The sequence below is a fragment of the Dehalococcoidales bacterium genome, from assembly GCA_035529395.1.
GTDB lineage: Bacteria > Chloroflexota > Dehalococcoidia > Dehalococcoidales > Fen-1064 > DUES01.
This window is the reverse complement of the sequence record DATKWT010000043.1, coordinates 13653-30847: the sequence shown is the minus strand read 5'-3', so window position 1 is coordinate 30847 and position 17195 is coordinate 13653. Positions and strand designations below refer to the sequence as shown.

At 54.4% G+C, this 17195-nt stretch carries 19 protein-coding genes and 1 riboswitch; of the genes, 2 read left to right on the top strand and 17 right to left on the bottom strand.

Annotated elements, in window-relative coordinates:
- Positions 1-101: 101 nt before the first annotated feature.
- The 4 genes from VMW13_02805 to VMW13_02790 are packed head-to-tail and all read right to left on the bottom strand — an operon-like array spanning position 102 to position 4304.
- On the bottom strand, positions 102-1004 hold the full coding sequence (locus VMW13_02805; GenBank protein HUV43740.1) for a PrsW family glutamic-type intramembrane protease: 903 nt from the start codon (positions 1002-1004) through the stop codon (positions 102-104).
- Between the two features lie 19 nt (positions 1005-1023).
- Entirely contained in the window at positions 1024-1635 is a 612-nt protein-coding gene (locus VMW13_02800; GenBank protein ID HUV43739.1) for an RDD family protein, read from the bottom strand.
- 31 nt (positions 1636-1666) lie between these two features.
- Positions 1667-2902 carry an alkyl sulfatase dimerization domain-containing protein gene (locus VMW13_02795; GenBank protein HUV43738.1) on the bottom strand — a complete coding sequence of 412 codons (1236 nt, stop codon included), beginning with the start codon at positions 2900-2902 and terminating at the stop codon, positions 1667-1669.
- Between the two features lie 16 nt (positions 2903-2918).
- A complete protein-coding gene (locus VMW13_02790) occupies positions 2919-4304 on the bottom strand; it encodes a hypothetical protein (protein HUV43737.1) in 1386 nt (461 codons plus the stop codon).
- 345 nt (positions 4305-4649) lie between these two features.
- On the opposite strand from VMW13_02790, the gene VMW13_02785 reads away from it, so the two are divergent.
- Both VMW13_02785 and VMW13_02780 read left to right on the top strand, forming a co-directional pair.
- On the top strand, positions 4650-5078 hold the full coding sequence (locus VMW13_02785) for a hypothetical protein (GenBank protein ID HUV43736.1): 429 nt from the start codon (positions 4650-4652) through the stop codon (positions 5076-5078).
- A 16-nt stretch (positions 5079-5094) separates the two neighbouring features.
- Positions 5095-5514, top strand: a complete 420-nt coding sequence (locus tag VMW13_02780; GenBank protein HUV43735.1) for a MaoC family dehydratase — start codon at positions 5095-5097, stop codon at positions 5512-5514.
- Between the two features lie 122 nt (positions 5515-5636).
- On the opposite strand, the gene VMW13_02775 is transcribed toward VMW13_02780, so the two are convergent.
- From VMW13_02775 to VMW13_02715, 13 genes are all read right to left on the bottom strand, one after another.
- Positions 5637-6437 carry an enoyl-CoA hydratase-related protein gene (locus VMW13_02775; protein HUV43734.1) on the bottom strand — a complete coding sequence of 267 codons (801 nt, stop codon included), beginning with the start codon at positions 6435-6437 and terminating at the stop codon, positions 5637-5639.
- Between the two features lie 175 nt (positions 6438-6612).
- Entirely contained in the window at positions 6613-7395 is a 783-nt protein-coding gene (locus tag VMW13_02770; GenBank protein HUV43733.1) for a 3-oxoacyl-ACP reductase family protein, read from the bottom strand.
- Positions 7396-7536: 141 nt separating this feature from the next.
- A complete protein-coding gene (locus VMW13_02765) occupies positions 7537-8301 on the bottom strand; it encodes an ABC transporter ATP-binding protein (protein ID HUV43732.1) in 765 nt (254 codons plus the stop codon).
- Between the two features lie 75 nt (positions 8302-8376).
- Positions 8377-9264 carry an ABC transporter substrate-binding protein gene (locus VMW13_02760; protein ID HUV43731.1) on the bottom strand — a complete coding sequence of 296 codons (888 nt, stop codon included), beginning with the start codon at positions 9262-9264 and terminating at the stop codon, positions 8377-8379.
- A 111-nt stretch (positions 9265-9375) separates the two neighbouring features.
- The gene (locus VMW13_02755; protein HUV43730.1) at positions 9376-10164 is read right to left on the bottom strand and encodes an ABC transporter permease; all 789 of its coding nucleotides are present in this window, start codon (positions 10162-10164) and stop codon (positions 9376-9378) included.
- A complete protein-coding gene (locus VMW13_02750; GenBank protein HUV43729.1) occupies positions 10164-10466 on the bottom strand; it encodes a thiamine-binding protein in 303 nt (100 codons plus the stop codon). Before VMW13_02750 ends, VMW13_02755 begins: the two co-directional genes overlap by 1 nt.
- 20 nt (positions 10467-10486) lie before the next feature.
- Positions 10487-11131: a thiamine diphosphokinase gene (locus tag VMW13_02745; GenBank protein HUV43728.1), complete on the bottom strand. Its 645-nt coding sequence runs from the start codon at positions 11129-11131 to the stop codon at positions 10487-10489.
- A gap of 53 nt (positions 11132-11184) precedes the next feature.
- Positions 11185-11313, bottom strand: a riboswitch (TPP riboswitch).
- Positions 11314-11732: 419 nt separating this feature from the next.
- Entirely contained in the window at positions 11733-12800 is a 1068-nt protein-coding gene (locus VMW13_02740) for a zinc-binding dehydrogenase (GenBank protein ID HUV43727.1), read from the bottom strand.
- 170 nt (positions 12801-12970) lie between these two features.
- On the bottom strand, positions 12971-13867 hold the full coding sequence (locus VMW13_02735) for an SDR family NAD(P)-dependent oxidoreductase (protein ID HUV43726.1): 897 nt from the start codon (positions 13865-13867) through the stop codon (positions 12971-12973).
- Between the two features lie 103 nt (positions 13868-13970).
- Positions 13971-14525 (bottom strand): nitroreductase family protein, encoded by a 555-nt coding sequence (locus VMW13_02730; protein HUV43725.1) that lies wholly within the window; start codon positions 14523-14525, stop codon positions 13971-13973.
- A gap of 52 nt (positions 14526-14577) precedes the next feature.
- Positions 14578-14733, bottom strand: coding sequence for a hypothetical protein (locus tag VMW13_02725; protein ID HUV43724.1), 156 nt, complete (start codon positions 14731-14733; stop codon positions 14578-14580).
- A gap of 6 nt (positions 14734-14739) precedes the next feature.
- Positions 14740-15834, bottom strand: a complete 1095-nt coding sequence (locus VMW13_02720; protein ID HUV43723.1) for an acyltransferase family protein — start codon at positions 15832-15834, stop codon at positions 14740-14742.
- Between the two features lie 102 nt (positions 15835-15936).
- Positions 15937-16893 carry an NAD(P)-dependent oxidoreductase gene (locus tag VMW13_02715; GenBank protein ID HUV43722.1) on the bottom strand — a complete coding sequence of 319 codons (957 nt, stop codon included), beginning with the start codon at positions 16891-16893 and terminating at the stop codon, positions 15937-15939.
- Positions 16894-17195 lie beyond the last annotated feature (302 nt).

Here is a 17195-nt window from a genome sequence, read left to right as displayed (position 1 = left end):
TGCGTGATTATACCACATCATTGCGTGATTATACCACATCAGGACACGGCATCAGAACAGCTTTGCGGCGAGATTCTTCGCTTACGCTCAGGGCTTCATCCCTACTTTGACTGGCTCCTGAGGATACGACTGCCACAGGAGGTGCAGAAGGCAGCTTCACGGTCCAGGGCAGCCCCGCACTTGCCACAGAAAGCAGGTCCGTCTTGCCCGGCCTCCGCCATCCCGGCACCACACGTCATGCAGAAGCTCGCGTAGCCGGGTACCTTGTCGCCGCAATTCGGGCAGACCACCAGCAGTTGCCCGACCATCTCTCGGAATGGTGAAAGCCGGTTTGCCCGCCTCATCATGAAGAAGAAGACAGCGCCCGCACCGAGGAACAGCGGTATCACCAGGAGGGAATAGGCACTCTGTGTGAAGATGAGGAAGTTAAACAGGCCGTGAGCGGCCATCGAGCAGAGCAGTCCCAGCAATGTCCAGGCTCTCATCCCCTTTTGTCTGACCTTGCTCACTCCGAGCGGATAGCCCCACATCGCGGAAAACAGCACGTGGGCCAGAGTGGAGAAAGGGCCTCTCATCAAGATTACCTCCCAGCCGTAGGTCAGGAGGTACCCGACATTCTCCAGTGAGGCGAAACCGAGAGCCGAAGCCGATGCGTAAACCAGGCCGTCCATCGGCTCATCGAAGTAGGGTGAGCGGTATACCGTTCTACGCACTACCAGGTACTTGCCTAGTTCTTCGGTCACGCCGGCCACGACGAAGGATATGTAGGCAGCGGTACCAAGGGAAAGCTGGCCGACCTCGGGGAAAATGATTACCCCCGGGTCTACTATGAATATCAGGCCGAATTCCAGCAAAGCCACCGGAATGGATACCACCATACCCCAGATGAACGTCCGGACCACCAGCATTCTGGGCTCCGGACGGTATCGGTCCCGGCGGTAGACCATCCAGAGCCAGAATACCCCGGGGGCGAAGGCAATGACCAGGATTACAATGAACTGCATAAGAGCAGGCTTTCGTGTGTCACGTTCGTATTACTCTGGTATCGCACACCAGGTCGTGCAGTCCCTTCTTCCGTGGGTTCAGAGGTATGGCCAGGAAGCCAAGACCCAGCGTAAACCACGAGATATAGTAGGCCAGATATCTGACGAAGCTGCGGGGATACGAGACACTTGAACCGTCAACCCGTGTGACCTTGATACGCAGTAACGCTTTGCCTGCCGTCCTGCCCCACGTGCCTATCGTAATCGTCCAGTAGCCAGCTTCCAGGGCGAAGGTGGTGAACAACTCATTCCAGAGGAAGGGTGCTTCGGGGTCAATTGCGCGTGCCAGCATGTCTGCCAGCGTGAGGTCCGTGACCAGCAGACTGATGGTAATTCCGACAACCGAAAGGAGCACCTGGTCCAGTATGAAGGCCAGGAACCTTATCCAGAATCCGGCCGGGTTTCCCATCACCTCGGCCCCGGAACGAACCTCGGTGGGCAGCTTCAGGCCGCAGCGATAGCAATAGGCCGATGACGCCTCATTCACGGTGCCGCAGCCGGGGCAGGTCTTCTTGCCTGAGGGAAGCGCCACCGGGTCAGTCCCGGTTTGCCCGCTCTCCCTTCCCGTATCCTCCGGACCTGCGTTTTCCATGGTTGCCTCCACAAGCGGCCGGTGTTACCGCCTAGCCTTCCTCCGTCTGCTCCGCCAGGAATGCCTCGTCCTCTTCAAGGTAGTGTGTCCAGACATTGCGGGACATCATACAGGTGTCCGTGCCGGCAAGTTTCTTGAGTATCTGCTGCCTGATATGGCGGGTGGGCACGTCTTCATAGTCTACCTTCAGGATGATGTCCAGCGTTTCCAGGGCAAGCTGCAACTGGCCGGATTCCATAAGCTCCCGTGCCTTATCCAGCACTGTCTCGTCGCTGCTAACCAGTTCACGTACCACGCCGGCAATCTCGCGTCCGGGCCGGGGCAACAGCCCCGAGGGGCTGAAATCGAAGTAGCCGCAGTAGCGCTTCCAGATGTTGTAGATGGCGAACTCCCGGCGCGAGTACTCCTGCCGCAGGTTGGGGCTGTTCTGCAGGTGTGGCGGGAGCTGGATGTCCTCAATCATCTGCTCCAGGTTCTTGCCCTCGTTGGCGGCATTCACCACCGAATCCTCCAGGAACCTGAGCACTTCGATGTTATCCTTGAATAACTCCCGTATCCTGGCCCTGTCGACGAGGACAACGTCGCCGCCGATGGCAAAGTCGGGGTCGAGTGCCAGTACCCTTTCCAGCGCTTCCGCCCATTCGCGGGCGTAGCGCATCACCTTGAACGGATTGCCCAGGTTCGGAAACGAAGCCTCCAGCAGGTCGCCGCAGAACACCGCCTTCAAGTCCGGCACCCAGACCAGTGTGTGGTCGTCGGTCTCGCCCTTGCCGTGGAACAGCTCGAAGGTCCTGCCGCCAAGCTCGAAGCGGTATTCGTCGCGGTAGGTCTCCGTGGGATAGACCGGAGAGTGCCGACCCGGCGGGATGTCGAAGTGGAACTGGATGCTGTTTATGCGGCGGATATATCCTGCGGTTAGAGCGTAGCGCTCCAGCCGTGGTATCGCATTTTCGTGGGCGATTATCCTGGGATGGTGGTCGTCAAAGGCGGCGGCACCGCCAATATGGTCCATGTGGGCATGGGTGTATATCAGGTATCGGACCGGCTTGCCTGATTCCCGAGCTATTTCCTCGTTAATCATGGAGCAGGTGCGGAAGTTGCCCGGGTCAATCACGACCGTGCCATCGGGCGTGGTCACCCAACTGGTGTACGCCGTGTGGGCGTCCTGCCCGACGACGTTGTTCTGGACGACGCAGATATCGTCCGTGACCGGTTGCGAGTCCAGTTTCTCAGGAACCAGTGGCAGGCCCCGTTTTCTTTCCAGCATTCTTTCCTGCTTTACCTTACACTTCGGGGGGTGGCTCAATAACGGTATCTTCGAAGTAGTCGTCGTCAAGCTGCCGCCGGGCAACACCCGATTCCATCGCGGCCCTGGCTACACTGTGAGTCACTGCCAGGTGGGCGTCCGGGTCTATGGGGCTGGGGACGAGTTGCTCCTTTTCCCTGGCGATACGGGCAATGGCGAGACTGGCCGCCCGATACATCTCGTATGTTATCCTGGCCGCCTTGGCGTCCAGTGTACCGCGCCAGATTCCCGGATAGCCAATAACGTTGTTCACCGTCTTACCATCGATTGCCAGCGATGCCCCCGAGGCCAGGGCAAGCTCCGGGGCAATTTCCGGGTACGGGTTGGTCAGAGCAAAGATGACCTGCCCCTTTCTCACCATGCTCGGCTCGATGAGGCCGCTCACTCCTGAGGTGGCGATAACGATATCGGCGGTCTGCATGATTTCGTCAAAGCTGGAGGGAATGCCGCCGTGCTCGGCGTGACGCAGTGTGCTGACCTCGGTCCTGGCGACGCCCAGTGCCGGTTTGCCGGTATACCGGAGGAGGAACTCCCCGATGGTCAGTCCAGCGGCACCGAGGCCGATGAGGCCCACCCTGGCTTCCTCAAGGACGAGGCCGGTGCGTTCACAGGCATTCATCAGGGCTGCCAGGACCACCACGGCGGTGCCCTCCTGGTCGTCGTGCATGACGGGTCTGTCAAGCTCTTCCTCCAGCCTGTCTTCAATCTGGAAACAGCGCGGTGATGCGATGTCTTCCAGGTGGATTCCCCCGAAAGTGAGCGCGATATGTTTCACGGTGGCCACGATTTCATCCGGGTCAGTGGTGTTGACCAGTATCGGTATTCCGCTGACTCCGGCGAGGTGCTGGAGGAGGGCCGCCTTTCCCTCCATCACCGGCATTCCCGCCTCCGGACCGATGTTGCCCAGTCCGAGCACGGCAGTACCGTCGGTTACGATGGCAACGGAGTAGGGGATGACGGTATAGGCATCCTTCCAGTCCGGCTCCCCCGCGATGAGGCGGCATACCTCGGCTACCCCGGGGGTGTATACCTTGCTGAGGGCGTCCAGGGTATCGAGGGGGACGGTGCTCACCATCTTTATCTTGCCGCCGCGGTGGAGCTCCAGCACTTCGTCCCGGACCTGGAGGACGGATACCTCCTGAAGCTTGGAGACCTCGTCTATCAAGCGTGTGAGGCGCTCTTCACTCTCGATAAGGATGTCAATGTCGCGGACAGTGAAGTGATGACCGAGGTGTACGGTCTTGATGTTGCCGATTTCTGCGCCAACGTGACCGATGGCCGTCGTTAGCTTGCCCAGAGTGCCCGGGACGTTGGTGTTCTTGCAGCGGATAGTCCTCACAATCCGGTAGCTCACGTCGTTCATCGTAAATATATCCTCCTCTGACTTGCTTTAGTACAGACTACCGTCCTCTGGATTATAGCACAGGTACCAGGGTTGTACCGTTTCCAGAAAGACCTGAGCGCGTCTATCCAGGCACCGGGAAGTGTCGTTTCAGGCGCTTCAATACTACTGTGCCGGGAGGGGAAGTTCTCTTCTTGTGTGGGAAGCAGCATCGGCTGTACCGGAGTGTCGCCAATGTACCGGACGAGAACACCCCTTGACAAAGGCTGCTCCGGTGGCTAACAATAAGCCCGCATACCTGTAACATCCGTATGTTATCATTTCAGGAGTATTAACCAACTGCGGGCAGCCGTCATGGGGGGCCAGATGCCGGAACACGAACAGATTGACTATCGTCAGCTGGAAGCGGGCTACGAGTTCCCACCGGCCAGCTACCGGGTGGATTCCTCAATGGTCGGTGCCTATCTTGAGGCTGTGGAGGAGGATAGCAGCTTGTATCGGGACTCAGACCTGGTCCCGCCGATGGCCATTGCTGCCCAGGTTCTGGCGGCACTGTCAAAGGCGGTCTCTTTTCCTGACGGCGCGGTCCATGTCTCTCAGGTAGTGGAGTTCGTCGATACGGCAGATAACCGCGACACCATCACCAGCTATGCCAGTGTGGGCCGGATGCAGAAGCGGGGCCGGTTTCATTTACTCAGCATAAACCTCAGCGCCTGCAAGGACGGCGACCGTGTGGTCTTCCGGGGGAGGACGGACTTCATACTGCCTGAGAAGAATGAGGATAGTGCACCCTGAGGGGAGGTCTGTAACGTTGCTACCGGAGTTGAGAGAAGGGGTAAGTATCCCCGGGATTAGCAAGGGTATCGGCCAGGCGAACATCAACCGCTACGCTGAGGCCAGCGGGGACTTTAATCCTATCCATATCGACGAAGACTATGCCAGGGGGACGCCGCTCGGTGGTACTATTGCCCACGGTATGCTGGTGCTGGCCTATGTCTCACAGATGATGACGGCGGCCTTCGGCCGGGACTGGCTCAGTGGCGGCCGGCTCGATGTCAGGTTCAGGGCACCAGCCCGTCCCGGCGACACGATATCCGTGAGCGGAGAGATAACGGCGGTTGAGAAGGATGAAGACCACAGCCGCGTCAGATGTGAAGTGCTCTGCCAGAACCAGAACAGTGAACCGGTGCTCACGGGTGTCGCCGAGGTGAAGGTGAAGGCCGTCACTTGAGAGGGCGCTGGAGGCATAAGGAGATACCGGGGGCGTAGAGTCTCACCCCAAGGGGTAACTGGCTGCAAGCCGTCGCACAATCTGGCTATTCGCTACTTAAATACTCTGTCTGCTAAAGAGTCCTACCTTCCTTTCCATTCTGGTTTTCTCTTTTCAACAAAGGCTTTGAACCCCTCACGGACATCTTGCGTATTGGGCAAATAATTGAATTCCTGCCACCGTGCCAAGGCAACTGATGAAGGTACCACGTTCGAGAGTCTTGCGCTTCTACAAGCTTCCACGATAATTCTCACTGAGAGGGGAGCTAGTTCACATATATTCTGTGCCATTTCTCTGGCTGTCAATATTAGCTGGTCATCTGGCGTTACTTTATTTATCAGGCCAATCTCATAGCATCTCTGTGGGGTCATTTTAGCGGCCAGTGCTATCTCTACTCCGAGGTGAAAAGGGAGCATCTGGGTAGCAATTGCCTGCCCCCCACCCTGATACCCGAATAACGGCTCATTCTGCCAGAAAATGGCGCTTTCCGCTGCCACCACCAGGTCACAACCCATAGCGACAAACCACCCGTATCCAATTGCCCAACCATTTACAGCAGCGATGACCGGTTTAGGTATACGGTCTCTGTGCTCAAATGCACCCCATCTGTTTAGCTTTCTCCTCTCTTCGGCTTGCCTCTGCCGCTCCTCCTCAGACAGCCCTACCATATCTTTCGTATCTTGTCCTGAACAAAAGGAATTACCTACCCCTGTGAGGATAGCCACCCTGATGTTATCATTCTCCTCGAACTGCCCGAAGGCACCATTGAGACCCCTCCGCATCGATAAATTAAGTGAATTACGGCGCTCATTATTGTTCATTCGTATGATGGCAATCGGACCATCTTCCTCATAGTCAACACAGTCGAATTTCCTTGTTTTCATCACCATCTCCTCGATTAAATGTATTTGTTGACTAGTATATAGTACACTGTGAACCGCTTCAATCAGCTACCTAATAACTGACGGCATGTACAATGTACGTGGATGGATAGATGGAGTCTCCTCCATCTATCCGTGTAACAACGCCAGGGTTCGTCAGATTTGCCTTTCGGTAGTGCTACCTTAGCGTAAGACCACCGTCTATGGTGATGGTCTGTCCGGTCAGGTAGCTGGAAGCATTGGATGCCAGGAACACCATCGCATCAGCTATTTCATTGGGCTGGCCTATACGCCTGAGCGGCACTCTTGTCGCTATCCCGGCCAGCTGCTGTTCGGCCTCTTCCTCGGGCAGAACGGCGTACTTGGCGTTGAAGAGGTGCGTGTCTATCGGTCCCGGTGCAATTGCGTTCACCCGGATGTTGTGCTGCGCCCACTCGATGGCCATGCACTGGGTCGCCATCACGACCCCCGCCTTGCTGATAGAGTAGGCACAGGTTGGTATCTCCGGTTTGAAGGCGCTGATGGATGTAACGTTGATGATGTTGCCGCCGCCGTTTTCCATCATCACCCTTGCCACGGCCTGGCTCAGGAAAAAGAGGCCCTTCAGGTTCAGGTTCATGACGGAGTCCCAGGCCTTCTCACTGTACTCCATGGCCGGTGAGGCCACACTGGTGCCGCCGTTGTTGACCAGGATGTCAATCTTTCCGAACTCGGACACCACCTTGTCTACCAGGGGCTGAAGCTGGTCCATGCGCCCCACATGCGTCTCGACCGCCATCGACTTGCGCCCCACTTCCCTGATGCGGTCGGCCACCCTTACCAGTTCCGGCAGCTTCCGGCTGGTAACAGCCACATCGGCGCCGGCGTTGGCCAGTGCTATAGCGGTTGCCTCACCGATGCCTCGGCTCCCTCCGGTCACCAGGGCGGTCTTTCCCTCCAGTACGAACTGTGACAGGTCCAAAGTTCTGTCTCCTTTCCTTATCTTGAGTATCAGTCTATTATCCAGGCTTCCTGGCCAGATATCAAATTCGGATGGCCGTCCGCACCGAGCCTCCCTGGTTCAGTAAGACTTCGGCTTCTCTGAGCTTGTTGATGATCTCGCTCAAACATCAACCCCTAACTCGGCGAGTAATTCTCGTACCAGTTCACCGAATTCAGGTTCTGCGATCATCCCCTGACGCCGGGGGCGTGGTAAATCGATCTTAAATTCACGTTTGATTTCGCCCGGGCGGGCGCTTAACACGATAACCCGGTCGGCAAGATAGACGGCTTCTTCAACATCATGGGTGATGAACATCACTGTCCGCCCGAATTCCTGCCAGACCCTCAATAGCCAGTTTTGAAGCTCTTTGCGAGTCAGGGCATCCAATGCACCGAATGGTTCATCAAGGAGTAGCGTAGAGCGTCCCATGAGCCATGTTCTCAGGAGGGCGGCACGCTGGCGCATGCCCCCGGAGAGAGCCGAGGGATATTCCTTCTCAAAGGTTTCCAATCCAAAGTGAGGGAGCATCTCAAGGGCTTTCTGTCGTGATTCTCTTCGGGAGATGCCCTGAATCTCCAATGGGATGAGGACGTTATCCAGCACGCTTCGCCATGGGAGAAGTAAGTCACGCTGAGGCATATAGCCTACCATCCCCGTGCGATTTTCCGGCCTTTCGCCATCGATAATGATTTCGCCCTCATCGGGTTCAAGGAGCCCTACACAGAGATTAAAAAGCGTACTTTTGCCGCTTCCGCTTGCCCCAATGATGGTGACGAACTCGCCGGGCATAACCTTGAAAGAGATATCTTTTAATGCCGGGACAGCGTGATTAATCCCGGAGAAGGTCTTACTGACATGTCTCAATTCGATACGTGGTGTGGTCATAGCGACTCATTATTAATGATAAGAATCCCTCCTTAAAATCTTCGGCACTTAGAGGGGATTATGGCAATCTATACTTTAAGGCAAAAACTCGTTGGTGAAGGCATCAGAGGCAGAGATGGAGGCTGACAGAATGCCGTATTCAACCATCCAATCGGCATACTCCTGCCAGACGCTTTCTTTCTGTTCACCCCAACGTGGTGCGTCAGCCTTGTAGTATTCCGAAAGCCAGTCCTGACTTGCTTTGACGAGTTCAGCATCGAGTTCAGGTACGGCGGCAAGCAGAATATCGGCGGCCTTGCCCGGATTCTCTGTCGCAAAATCATACCCGCGTGAGAGAGCTTTCATGAGGGCTCGGACGACTTCCGGTCGATTGGCAATGGTATCCTCACTGGCGATAACCACCGGGGTGTAGTAGTCGGGAATGCAGTCGAAGTAGTCTTCCATCATCACCACATTGAGAGCAACACCCTGCTGCTGCGCCTGAAAGCCCTGCCAGCCGTAGAATATCCATGCCATGTCGATCTGGCCTTCAGCAATCAAGGCCAAAGGGTCGGACCAACCTGTATTCACGATCTCAAGCTGGCTGAAATCGGCGCCCGCGCAACTCATCAGAACTTCAAGCGTGGGATACTCAAACGGCGAACCCCATGCCCCATAGCGTAGACCCTCGAAATCTGCCGGACTGGTGACGTTCAGATGGGCGGCGGAGGCAAAACCGGATGTGTTATGCTGGAGCACTGCCGCGATAGAGACGATGGGCACATCATCAGCGCGTGCGAGCGTGACCTGTTCCTGGAAGCTGATGCCGAAATCAGCGGCATCGCCGGCGACTGCGGCTTCAGCGCGTACTTCGCCGGGTTGGATGATCTCAACGTCGAGGCCAGCTTCCTCAAAGTAGCCTTCTGCTTCCGCCACGAAGATTCCGGTGTGATTGGTGTTCGGGACCCAATCCAAGATGAACATAACAGGAGTAAGTTCCTCATCTACGGGGCTTCCGCAGGAAGTAGTTATCAGTGCCATGAGCAGTAGTACGGTAACTAAAGACAGACGTTTCATATTATATTCCTCCGTAGTTTAATAGATTCCAGGCCCTTCCCATTGCTCCGTTCGTTGTGTGGAGTGGTACCAGGGCAGGGTTAACCGTTCGATACCATAGACTGTCATGAACAGGCCTACACTCAATAGTGACGTGATGAACATGGCAACGAATACCTGGTCGGTTGCCAGCGCGTTCTTTGAGCGGAGCATATACAATCCCAATCCGGGAGAGCCGCCCACCCATTCCCCGATGGTTGCCGCGACCACGCTATAGGTTACGGCCAACCGCAGGCCGGAAAAGAACGATGGCAAAGCCGAAGGCAGGCGGACCATTCGCCATATCTGTCTCTTCTTTGCCCCCATCGCGCGGAGCAAAGCAATCAACTCCGGGTCCGAGGATGTCAGGCCATCAGCGGTGCTGATGGCCAACGGGAAGAAGCAGAATAACACCACGATCAATATCGTGGGCGTTACACCAAACCCGAACCAGATGATCAGGATCGGGGCAATAGCGAGTATCTGGATGGTCTGTGACACGACCAGAATCGGATACAGGGCGCGATGCGCCAGAGGCCAGAAATCCACAAGGGCGGCTATCCCAATCCCCGCTATGAGGGCCAACAACAACCCGATCCCGGTCGCCAGCAACGTGGTGCCGATGGCGTCCAGTAAGAGAGCTCGCGTTTCCCATCCGGCCTGGATGACATCAAGCGGAGTAGGCAGGATAAACGAACTCAGTCCGCTGACCTTCGCCACGAAATACCAGCCGATGATAAGGATGGCGATCAATGCTGTGGGAGGGACGAAATCCCTGCGCCAGTTCACTAATCTACCTTTCTATACTTGCCGACTTTCCCCTCAATCGAGGTGCCTTCCAGTGCGTCAGCGATCTTGATGATGGTCACTACTTTGCCCGCACCCGCCTCAAAACAAGCACGGTGCGCGGACTTGGCTACCTCAAGCAGTTGGTCCAGATCATCGCCTTCCAGGGTCGTTTCCAATGGCCCGACCTCATATTTGACGCCGCTGGCCTGAATGGCCTCTATTGCCTTATCGACGATGTAGTAGACATCCTCAACTAGAGGCAAGACCTGCACACCTACGTTCATGGTCCGTTTTTCTGTCATAACCTTCCTCCTTACCTTTCTCATGCCCTGCCGGGAGTATGGACCGCCAGAAGAATACCCCCTGATAGTTTGATATGGGCGGATGGTTTTTCCAGCAGGTTACTGATTCCCCGTGCCGGGCCAAAGGTGAGTCGTTTATCCTTAAGGGGGTATTTCAATCCCTTCGTCGTGATGCCTGTGGCATCGCCACCCAGTGGAATCAATGAGACCGTATCTCCGGGATGCCCGGAAATATCTCCACCCGGCGGCTTGATGACCCATCCCGTTTGTTCCCCGTGCCACACTTCGATTCTGCATGAATCGAGGCTTGCATGAGTTATCAGCAGGATGTTGGAGATGGTCATATCCATACGCCCACCCATTGCACCGACCATTACAATCTGATCGGCTCCCTGTTCCTCAGCGTAGAGAAGCGCCAATTCAAGATCGGTCTCGTCTTTTTCTGCCGGATAGGAGACAAACTTAGTGCTACCGATGCCCTGTTGCTCCAAATCTGAGAGCGAATCCATATCGCCGATGATCGCATCAAGGGCGACATTGAGGGTACAGGCATAGCGTGCGCCCCTATCAGCACCGAGCACCAGATCGAATGTCTCGGCGCGGATTCTGCTTCGCAGGACATCGGGTTGATACAGTTCGCCATTGACCAGTATTAAGGCTCTCATCGGGTTTACTCCACATACAAAAAGGGCTACCCTTTATGGAGGGTAGCCCTCTGTGTTGCCGTGCTTACATTCCCTCCGCCGGTATTACCCGGATCAGGTTATCAGGGTCGATGTGGGTGATCACGCTCTATGATCAAGCACATCCTCTCAGCCTGGTTCCCCAAGCTCCCCGCCATTATTAAGTTGTTAACGTGAATCGAGTATAGCACTCTCACCATGCCTCTGGCAAGAGCTGGTGATGGCTAACCAGCATGTAGCGAGCAGAAAAGGTGGAGGCCGCTCACCTCCTTTCGTTCAAGCACTCACTATTCCGCTTGTAGCGTATATTACTACCCGCAATAAATCGTGTCAACCATAGTATGCCTGTGGAGCAACAGACGTGGCAACGTTTACATTGCTCAGAGGAAACAATGGGCCATATCGTGTTGCCAGTGTAGTGTCTTACAAATGCCTTTACAGTCCCTGTCATTCTAGCAAGCCTATGAAAAACCCTTTCGACTATCCCCCTGACCCCCTTCCTGTCCAGGAAGAGCCTTCCTACCGAGGAAGGGGGGAAAGATTGTATCTGGGGGACACCGGCAGAATCTGGTTTCGGATTCCGCTAAGGTTTTAATACCACAGCCACATTTGTCCCATCATGGAGGGAATCAAATGCACGCTGAGCTTCCTCGAGCGGGATGACCTCGGTGACCATCGGCTTGAGATTGACCTGCCCATATTCTATCAGCTTCATCGCCGGAATCATTGATTCGCCCATATGAACGGTCCCCTCGACTCTCACCTCTTTGGTCAGCCATTTTCCCGGCTGAAGAGTCGCTGGTGCCGCATTGCCGGTGATCATAATCCTGCCATGATACCTGACCATTTCAAAAGCCTGTTCAACAATGCCGGGAGCCTGGGAACTGACGCCGAGAAAGATAACGTCGGGGCCGGCTTCGGTGATAGCGACCACCTCTTTAATGACATCGGTTTTATCGGCGTTGAGAGTGATATTGGCACCCATCTGCCGGGCAATCTCCAGGCGAGCGTCAATCTTGTCGATGGCAATGATCGGCGCTGCGCCAGCAGCCTTTGCCGCCGCCAGTACAGAGAGACCAATGTGACCGACACCAATGATTACCGCCGCATCAGCCAGCCTTACCTCGGCATTAAGAACAGAGGTTACTCCGGTGGCCAGTGGTTCAGACATGGCAGCTTCTTCATCGGAGACATGGTCGGCCACTTTGAGGCGGCCAGCAGCGGGGCGGACAACATATTCGGTCAGAGCACCATACCTTTGTGGAGGGGGAGGGGTGTCCGACTGAACGTCATCATAGGGATGACCTCTTACCCGTCCCCCCATGCACATAAAAGGCATCCCCCTGACACAGTACCAGCACCGTCCGCAAAAGAGCCTTCCATCAACGGTACGCTCGCCAACAGACCAGCCTTCAACCCCTTCACCTATTTCTTCCACCGTGCCAACCCACTCATGACCAAGGATAGACCCTTTGATACTCTCCAACCGGGGGTCATTAGTATCCCAATGAGCCCCGTAAACCCGTTCTATGTCACTGCCACACAACGAACAGTAGGTAACCTTTATTAAGAGCGTACCGGGGCGCACCTCGGGTTTCGGGATTTCTTCAATTTGAACCTTACCTTTGCCAGCAATAGATACTGCCTTCATAATAAACCACCTCTAATTAGTATTTCCCATTTCAATTCGCAATGAGGTATCCTGACCTTCACTGCTTTGTCGCCAATGATATGCTGTATGCCTCATTTTGGAACTTGAGTTTAGTCCTTACCGGGGGCTTGTCAATACACGCCAATCGGCCACGAACTATTAGCTATCCACTAGCGCATAATCTGACCGCCGTTAACATGCAATACCTGGCCTGTGACGTTCTTGGCATCTTCGGAAACGAAGAAGACCACCGCACGTCCCATATCCTCCGGCGTCTGTTCTCTTCCCAGGGGCGTACCGGGGATAACGATAAACTTCAACCAGAATTCATAGGGCGTTAATCCCTCAATATCTTCGGCGGCAAAACGTGCCGGAAGCTCTTTACCTTGAGCCCTGGCATTACGTGCTTGCTCCAGCCTGGCAGCTGCCCCTCTATCCCAAAGCGGAGTATAGACATATCCCGGGCAGATACAGTTTACCGTTACATTATAGGGAGCCAGCGCCCTCGCCAGTGACCATGTTATTGAGATGTCCCCTGCTTTCATGGCACCATAAGGCATGTGACCGGGCTCAGGCGATCTCCCTGCATCCGATGATATGTTCACTATCTTGCCGCTCTTCTGCTTCATGAAATGGGGTGTTACCGCGTGACTCAGCATCACGTGCGATTTCAGGTTCAACCGGTAATATCTATCCCACACCTCTGAGCTAAAGCTCATGAATTCAGGAAGAGGTTCATCACCTGCCGCTGTCCTGTTCGTTGCCATCAACTCCATTGTTTCTCTGCTGACACCGCCAACACAATTAACCAGGATGTCAATCTTGCCAAAAAAGTCAACAGTCTCCTTAACCGCCCTGGTTACCTCGTCGTCGTTGGTAAGGTCGGCGGCTAACGCTAAAGCCTTCCGCCCCATCGCCTTCACTTCATCAGCAACTTTATTGGCATTATCACCGTTAATGTCAACCACGGCGACATTTGCTCCCTCCTCAGCCAGGCATTTTACAATACCCTCACCAATTCCCTGGCCACCGCCGGCAACAATTGCTGCTTCTCCTTCCAGTTTCATTTACCTGCCTCCTTTATCCTTATTACCAGGCTCGGACCTTACGAAAATCATGAGCCTAACTGGAAACAAAGACTTAATTCTTCAGCACCCTGCTAGTAAATATCTATTCAACTATAATGTCATCTAAGGCTCGCTTGTACAGGTGACGTGTTCCTTTCTCGTCCCACCACTGCTGCATGAAACCATCTTCGCCGATTGCTTCAATTATCATTTCTTCCTTTGGTTTACCCAGAGCTATCACCAGGAGGATTTCAAGGTGAGACGGTATATTGAGGGCTTTTCTCAAATCGTCTCGGAGCACATTACCCACCATACATCCGCCGAAACCTTTCTCGACAGCACCAAGAAGAATGGTCTGTGCGGTTATCCCGCAGTCAACGTACTGCATAACTGACCCTATCCGTGTATCTTCGAGGACTATGATGTAGGCAGACGGTCTTTCTCCTTCAACCGGATTGTTATCTATGCGAATGTGTGGAAAAATCAAAGCATTTTTTATGGGATCACTTGAGATTATATATTTCAGAGCTTGCCGGTTGGCAGCAGACGCACATAATCGCACCAAGTCAACAAGTTCTCGCATTGTCTCGTGCTCGATTGGAACATCCTGATGGAATCGTCGATAACTTCTGTTCTTTAGTGCCAAATCCTTTATCATTTTAAACCTCCATTAGTTTATTCCAGGATTTCCCATTTCAACCCGCCATGAGTCATCCCGGTCCTTTATCTGCCGGAACCGGTTTTCTCTTGAGCCTCATACCCATGGCGAACCGGGTTATATTCGTCCGTCGGATAATTTCGTAGAGGACCACCGTCATTCCGAAGGCACCGGACACCAGGATGGCGTATTTTGGCCCGACCGCCATGTCGGTCTACAGGACAAAGTAGCCAACCGTGACGAGAGACGTTTCATGCAAGATGTAGAACGGCAATACCGCGTCGTTGGCGTATCTGAGGAAGCGGTTGCTGAAGTTGAGGAATCGCTTTGCCAGGTAGATGAGGCCGATTATCCAGAACCAACCATTGAAAGCCTGCAGCGTCAGGAAAATGGCATTCCCTGTGGTGCCGGGGCCATATCCAAACCTTTCCCAGAAGGCAGGCCCCAGTACTTCATTCCCCGGCGGGAAAACGATGAGCATGAACAGTGTCATCGTGATGATACCGCCGACGATGGCAATCGGCCCGGTCTTCTCCAGGCCCCTTCGTATCCGCGGCTCCGAGATAAGGAAAAAACCAAAGACAAAGAAGAGTACAAAATAGAACACTTGAAAGGTCTGGAACGTCCAGATACTCATCATAGCTTCCGGTTGTGGCGGGTATATCCGCACGAGGGCAATCGGAATAGCCAGCAGGAAGACAGCCCCGGGCTTTTCAAAGAACCATGCCAGCCATGAGGTAAAGCGTCCACCTTTTCTTCGGACCAGAAGGAAGAGTGGGAAGAACACCAGCGTGTAGAAGATGAGATACCAGAGAAACCAGAGGAGCCCCGGGTTCCAGCCACTGGTGAACGGTATGAGCTTGTTGGTGAGGATGTCCGGGTAATGCTGAAGGTAGGAGCCAAACGGGTCTAGCAGGTTCATCCTGAGCAGGTTCTGGTTCACGGGATCAGCATAGAAGTAGTGCTGCTGCGACAGGAAGTGGTTGACCGCTACGAATGCCAGCGCCGCGAAGACAGTGGGCACCACAAGACGCTTCAGCCTCTCCAGCATAAATTCGCCCCCGCTGCGGCGACTGAGGGAGAACCATATTGCCCCTCCAGCGATGAGGAACAGAAGTGGCATGTGGTACTGGTCCAGAACATTGACAAGCGCTTGAGTTGCGACGTTCTTCTGAACGCTCGTAACCCACCAGTAATAGCCGGCGACGAAGGGGAGTGCTCCGTGGAAGGGGATGACAAGCAGCATAACTGTTATCACTCTTAGCCAATCCAGATAATGAAGCCTGTCTGCCGTGCTGTTAGTCGTCACCTAGCCTCCCATAATAACTGCCTGCTATGTGGCATAGCGGGCTCTAACCTTGAGTTGACCGCTATGCCAGGTTATCATTCACCCGGCAAGTCGAGGAATGCTCTACCCCTTTTTCCTGGCCTGTACCAACAGGTTTGCCGACTTTTTGAGTGAATCCATTACCTCCTCCGGACTGTGCCCGGATTTATAGCCCATCAGGCGTTCAGCCTTACTGATGTCAAGAGCGCATTCAAATGAGAGAGTGGGGTCAGAGCTAAACGAGGCATCTCCTTGCCATTCCTCCGCGGGGACAGCTTCGAGTTTTGATGAAGAGGCTGCTAACTGACAGACCAGCTCGGCTATCTCCCGCCAGGAGACATAGAGACCGCTCGACAGGTTGAAGGTCTCACCATAAGTCTTGTCGTTGAGCGTTGCCAGGCGAAAGGCAAGGGCAGCATCATCGGCAAGGAAGAAATCGCCGCCGCCTTTCCCCGGGACTTTGATAGGCTCGTTCCTGAGGGCATTATCAATGAGGGTTGTCAGTGCCCTGCCCTGCATGGCACGGTCAGGGCTGATAGAATAGAACCACCTGAAGATGGTTGCCGGTAAGCCACGTTCCCGCCAATAGGTCAGACATAATTGTTCCCTGGTGAGCTTGGAGATGGAGTACATGGGACGCCGCGATTCTTCAGGGTGAAGGGGGTGTTCTTCATCCATAGGTATATACCGGGGTCTACCGCAGACGCGGTGGGTGCTAACGAAAAAGAATTGCTTGACGCTGTTTTCTACAGCGCTCTCCAGGAGATTGACATTTCCCCTGATATCGATATCAATAATTTCATAAGGGTCAGAGGAGAAGGTTTCAGCCAGGTGGTAGATGACATCGATACCCTGTACTGCTTGCTGAACGGCCTGCCGGTCTTCGATACCCGCTTCAATAATTTTCAGGGCGGGATTCTTCAAGGCGTCAAGGTCTCCCCTGGTCTTATCAAGTACCCTTACCCTAGTATTGCGGGCAAGCAGGTCATTGACCAGGCTCATCCCAATAAAACCTGCGCCACCAGTTACCAGAGCCTTCATTTGAACCTCCAATACCGGAAGAGTTGAAAGTTATTTTTGCTCTGAATTGCCAGATTCATGGAGGTAGCGACCACGTAGTTCTAGAGAGCTATTGGTCAGTACCCTTCGCTCCTTGAAGCTGGAATTGGCGTCATGAAATGTCCAGTCGCAACCTCGGCCAAACTAACCAAGAAAGGACCTGCTCTCTTCATTCCAGGCAGATCCGCATGTTCGCATCTTTCATGGTTTTGCCGGACTATCATGGTTTGGAGTCCGCAATCACTTTTCGGTCCGGTCCTGGTTCCAGGATGACGCATTCCCCT

Excerpts from the sequence above, each read along its gene's own strand:
- VMW13_02730 (HUV43725.1), bottom strand. The coding sequence starts at position 14,525 with ATGATAAAGGATTTGGCACTAAAGAACAGAAGTTATCGACGATTCCAT.
- VMW13_02790 (HUV43737.1), bottom strand. The coding sequence starts at position 4,304 with ATGAACGACGTGAGCTACCGGATTGTGAGGACTATCCGCTGCAAGAAC.
- VMW13_02725 (HUV43724.1), bottom strand. The coding sequence starts at position 14,733 with ATGGCGGTCGGGCCAAAATACGCCATCCTGGTGTCCGGTGCCTTCGGA.
- VMW13_02805 (HUV43740.1), bottom strand. The coding sequence starts at position 1,004 with ATGCAGTTCATTGTAATCCTGGTCATTGCCTTCGCCCCCGGGGTATTC.
- VMW13_02745 (HUV43728.1), bottom strand. The coding sequence starts at position 11,131 with ATGAGAGCCTTAATACTGGTCAATGGCGAACTGTATCAACCCGATGTC.
- VMW13_02760 (HUV43731.1), bottom strand. The coding sequence starts at position 9,264 with ATGTTCATCTTGGATTGGGTCCCGAACACCAATCACACCGGAATCTTC.
- VMW13_02775 (HUV43734.1), bottom strand. The coding sequence starts at position 6,437 with ATGAAAACAAGGAAATTCGACTGTGTTGACTATGAGGAAGATGGTCCG.
- VMW13_02785 (HUV43736.1), top strand. The coding sequence starts at position 4,650 with ATGCCGGAACACGAACAGATTGACTATCGTCAGCTGGAAGCGGGCTAC.
- VMW13_02740 (HUV43727.1), bottom strand. The coding sequence starts at position 12,800 with ATGAAGGCAGTATCTATTGCTGGCAAAGGTAAGGTTCAAATTGAAGAA.
- VMW13_02750 (HUV43729.1), bottom strand. The coding sequence starts at position 10,466 with ATGACAGAAAAACGGACCATGAACGTAGGTGTGCAGGTCTTGCCTCTA.
- VMW13_02715 (HUV43722.1), bottom strand. The coding sequence starts at position 16,893 with ATGAAGGCTCTGGTAACTGGTGGCGCAGGTTTTATTGGGATGAGCCTG.
- VMW13_02765 (HUV43732.1), bottom strand. The coding sequence starts at position 8,301 with ATGACCACACCACGTATCGAATTGAGACATGTCAGTAAGACCTTCTCC.
- VMW13_02800 (HUV43739.1), bottom strand. The coding sequence starts at position 1,635 with ATGGAAAACGCAGGTCCGGAGGATACGGGAAGGGAGAGCGGGCAAACC.
- VMW13_02795 (HUV43738.1), bottom strand. The coding sequence starts at position 2,902 with ATGCTGGAAAGAAAACGGGGCCTGCCACTGGTTCCTGAGAAACTGGAC.
- VMW13_02735 (HUV43726.1), bottom strand. The coding sequence starts at position 13,867 with ATGAAACTGGAAGGAGAAGCAGCAATTGTTGCCGGCGGTGGCCAGGGA.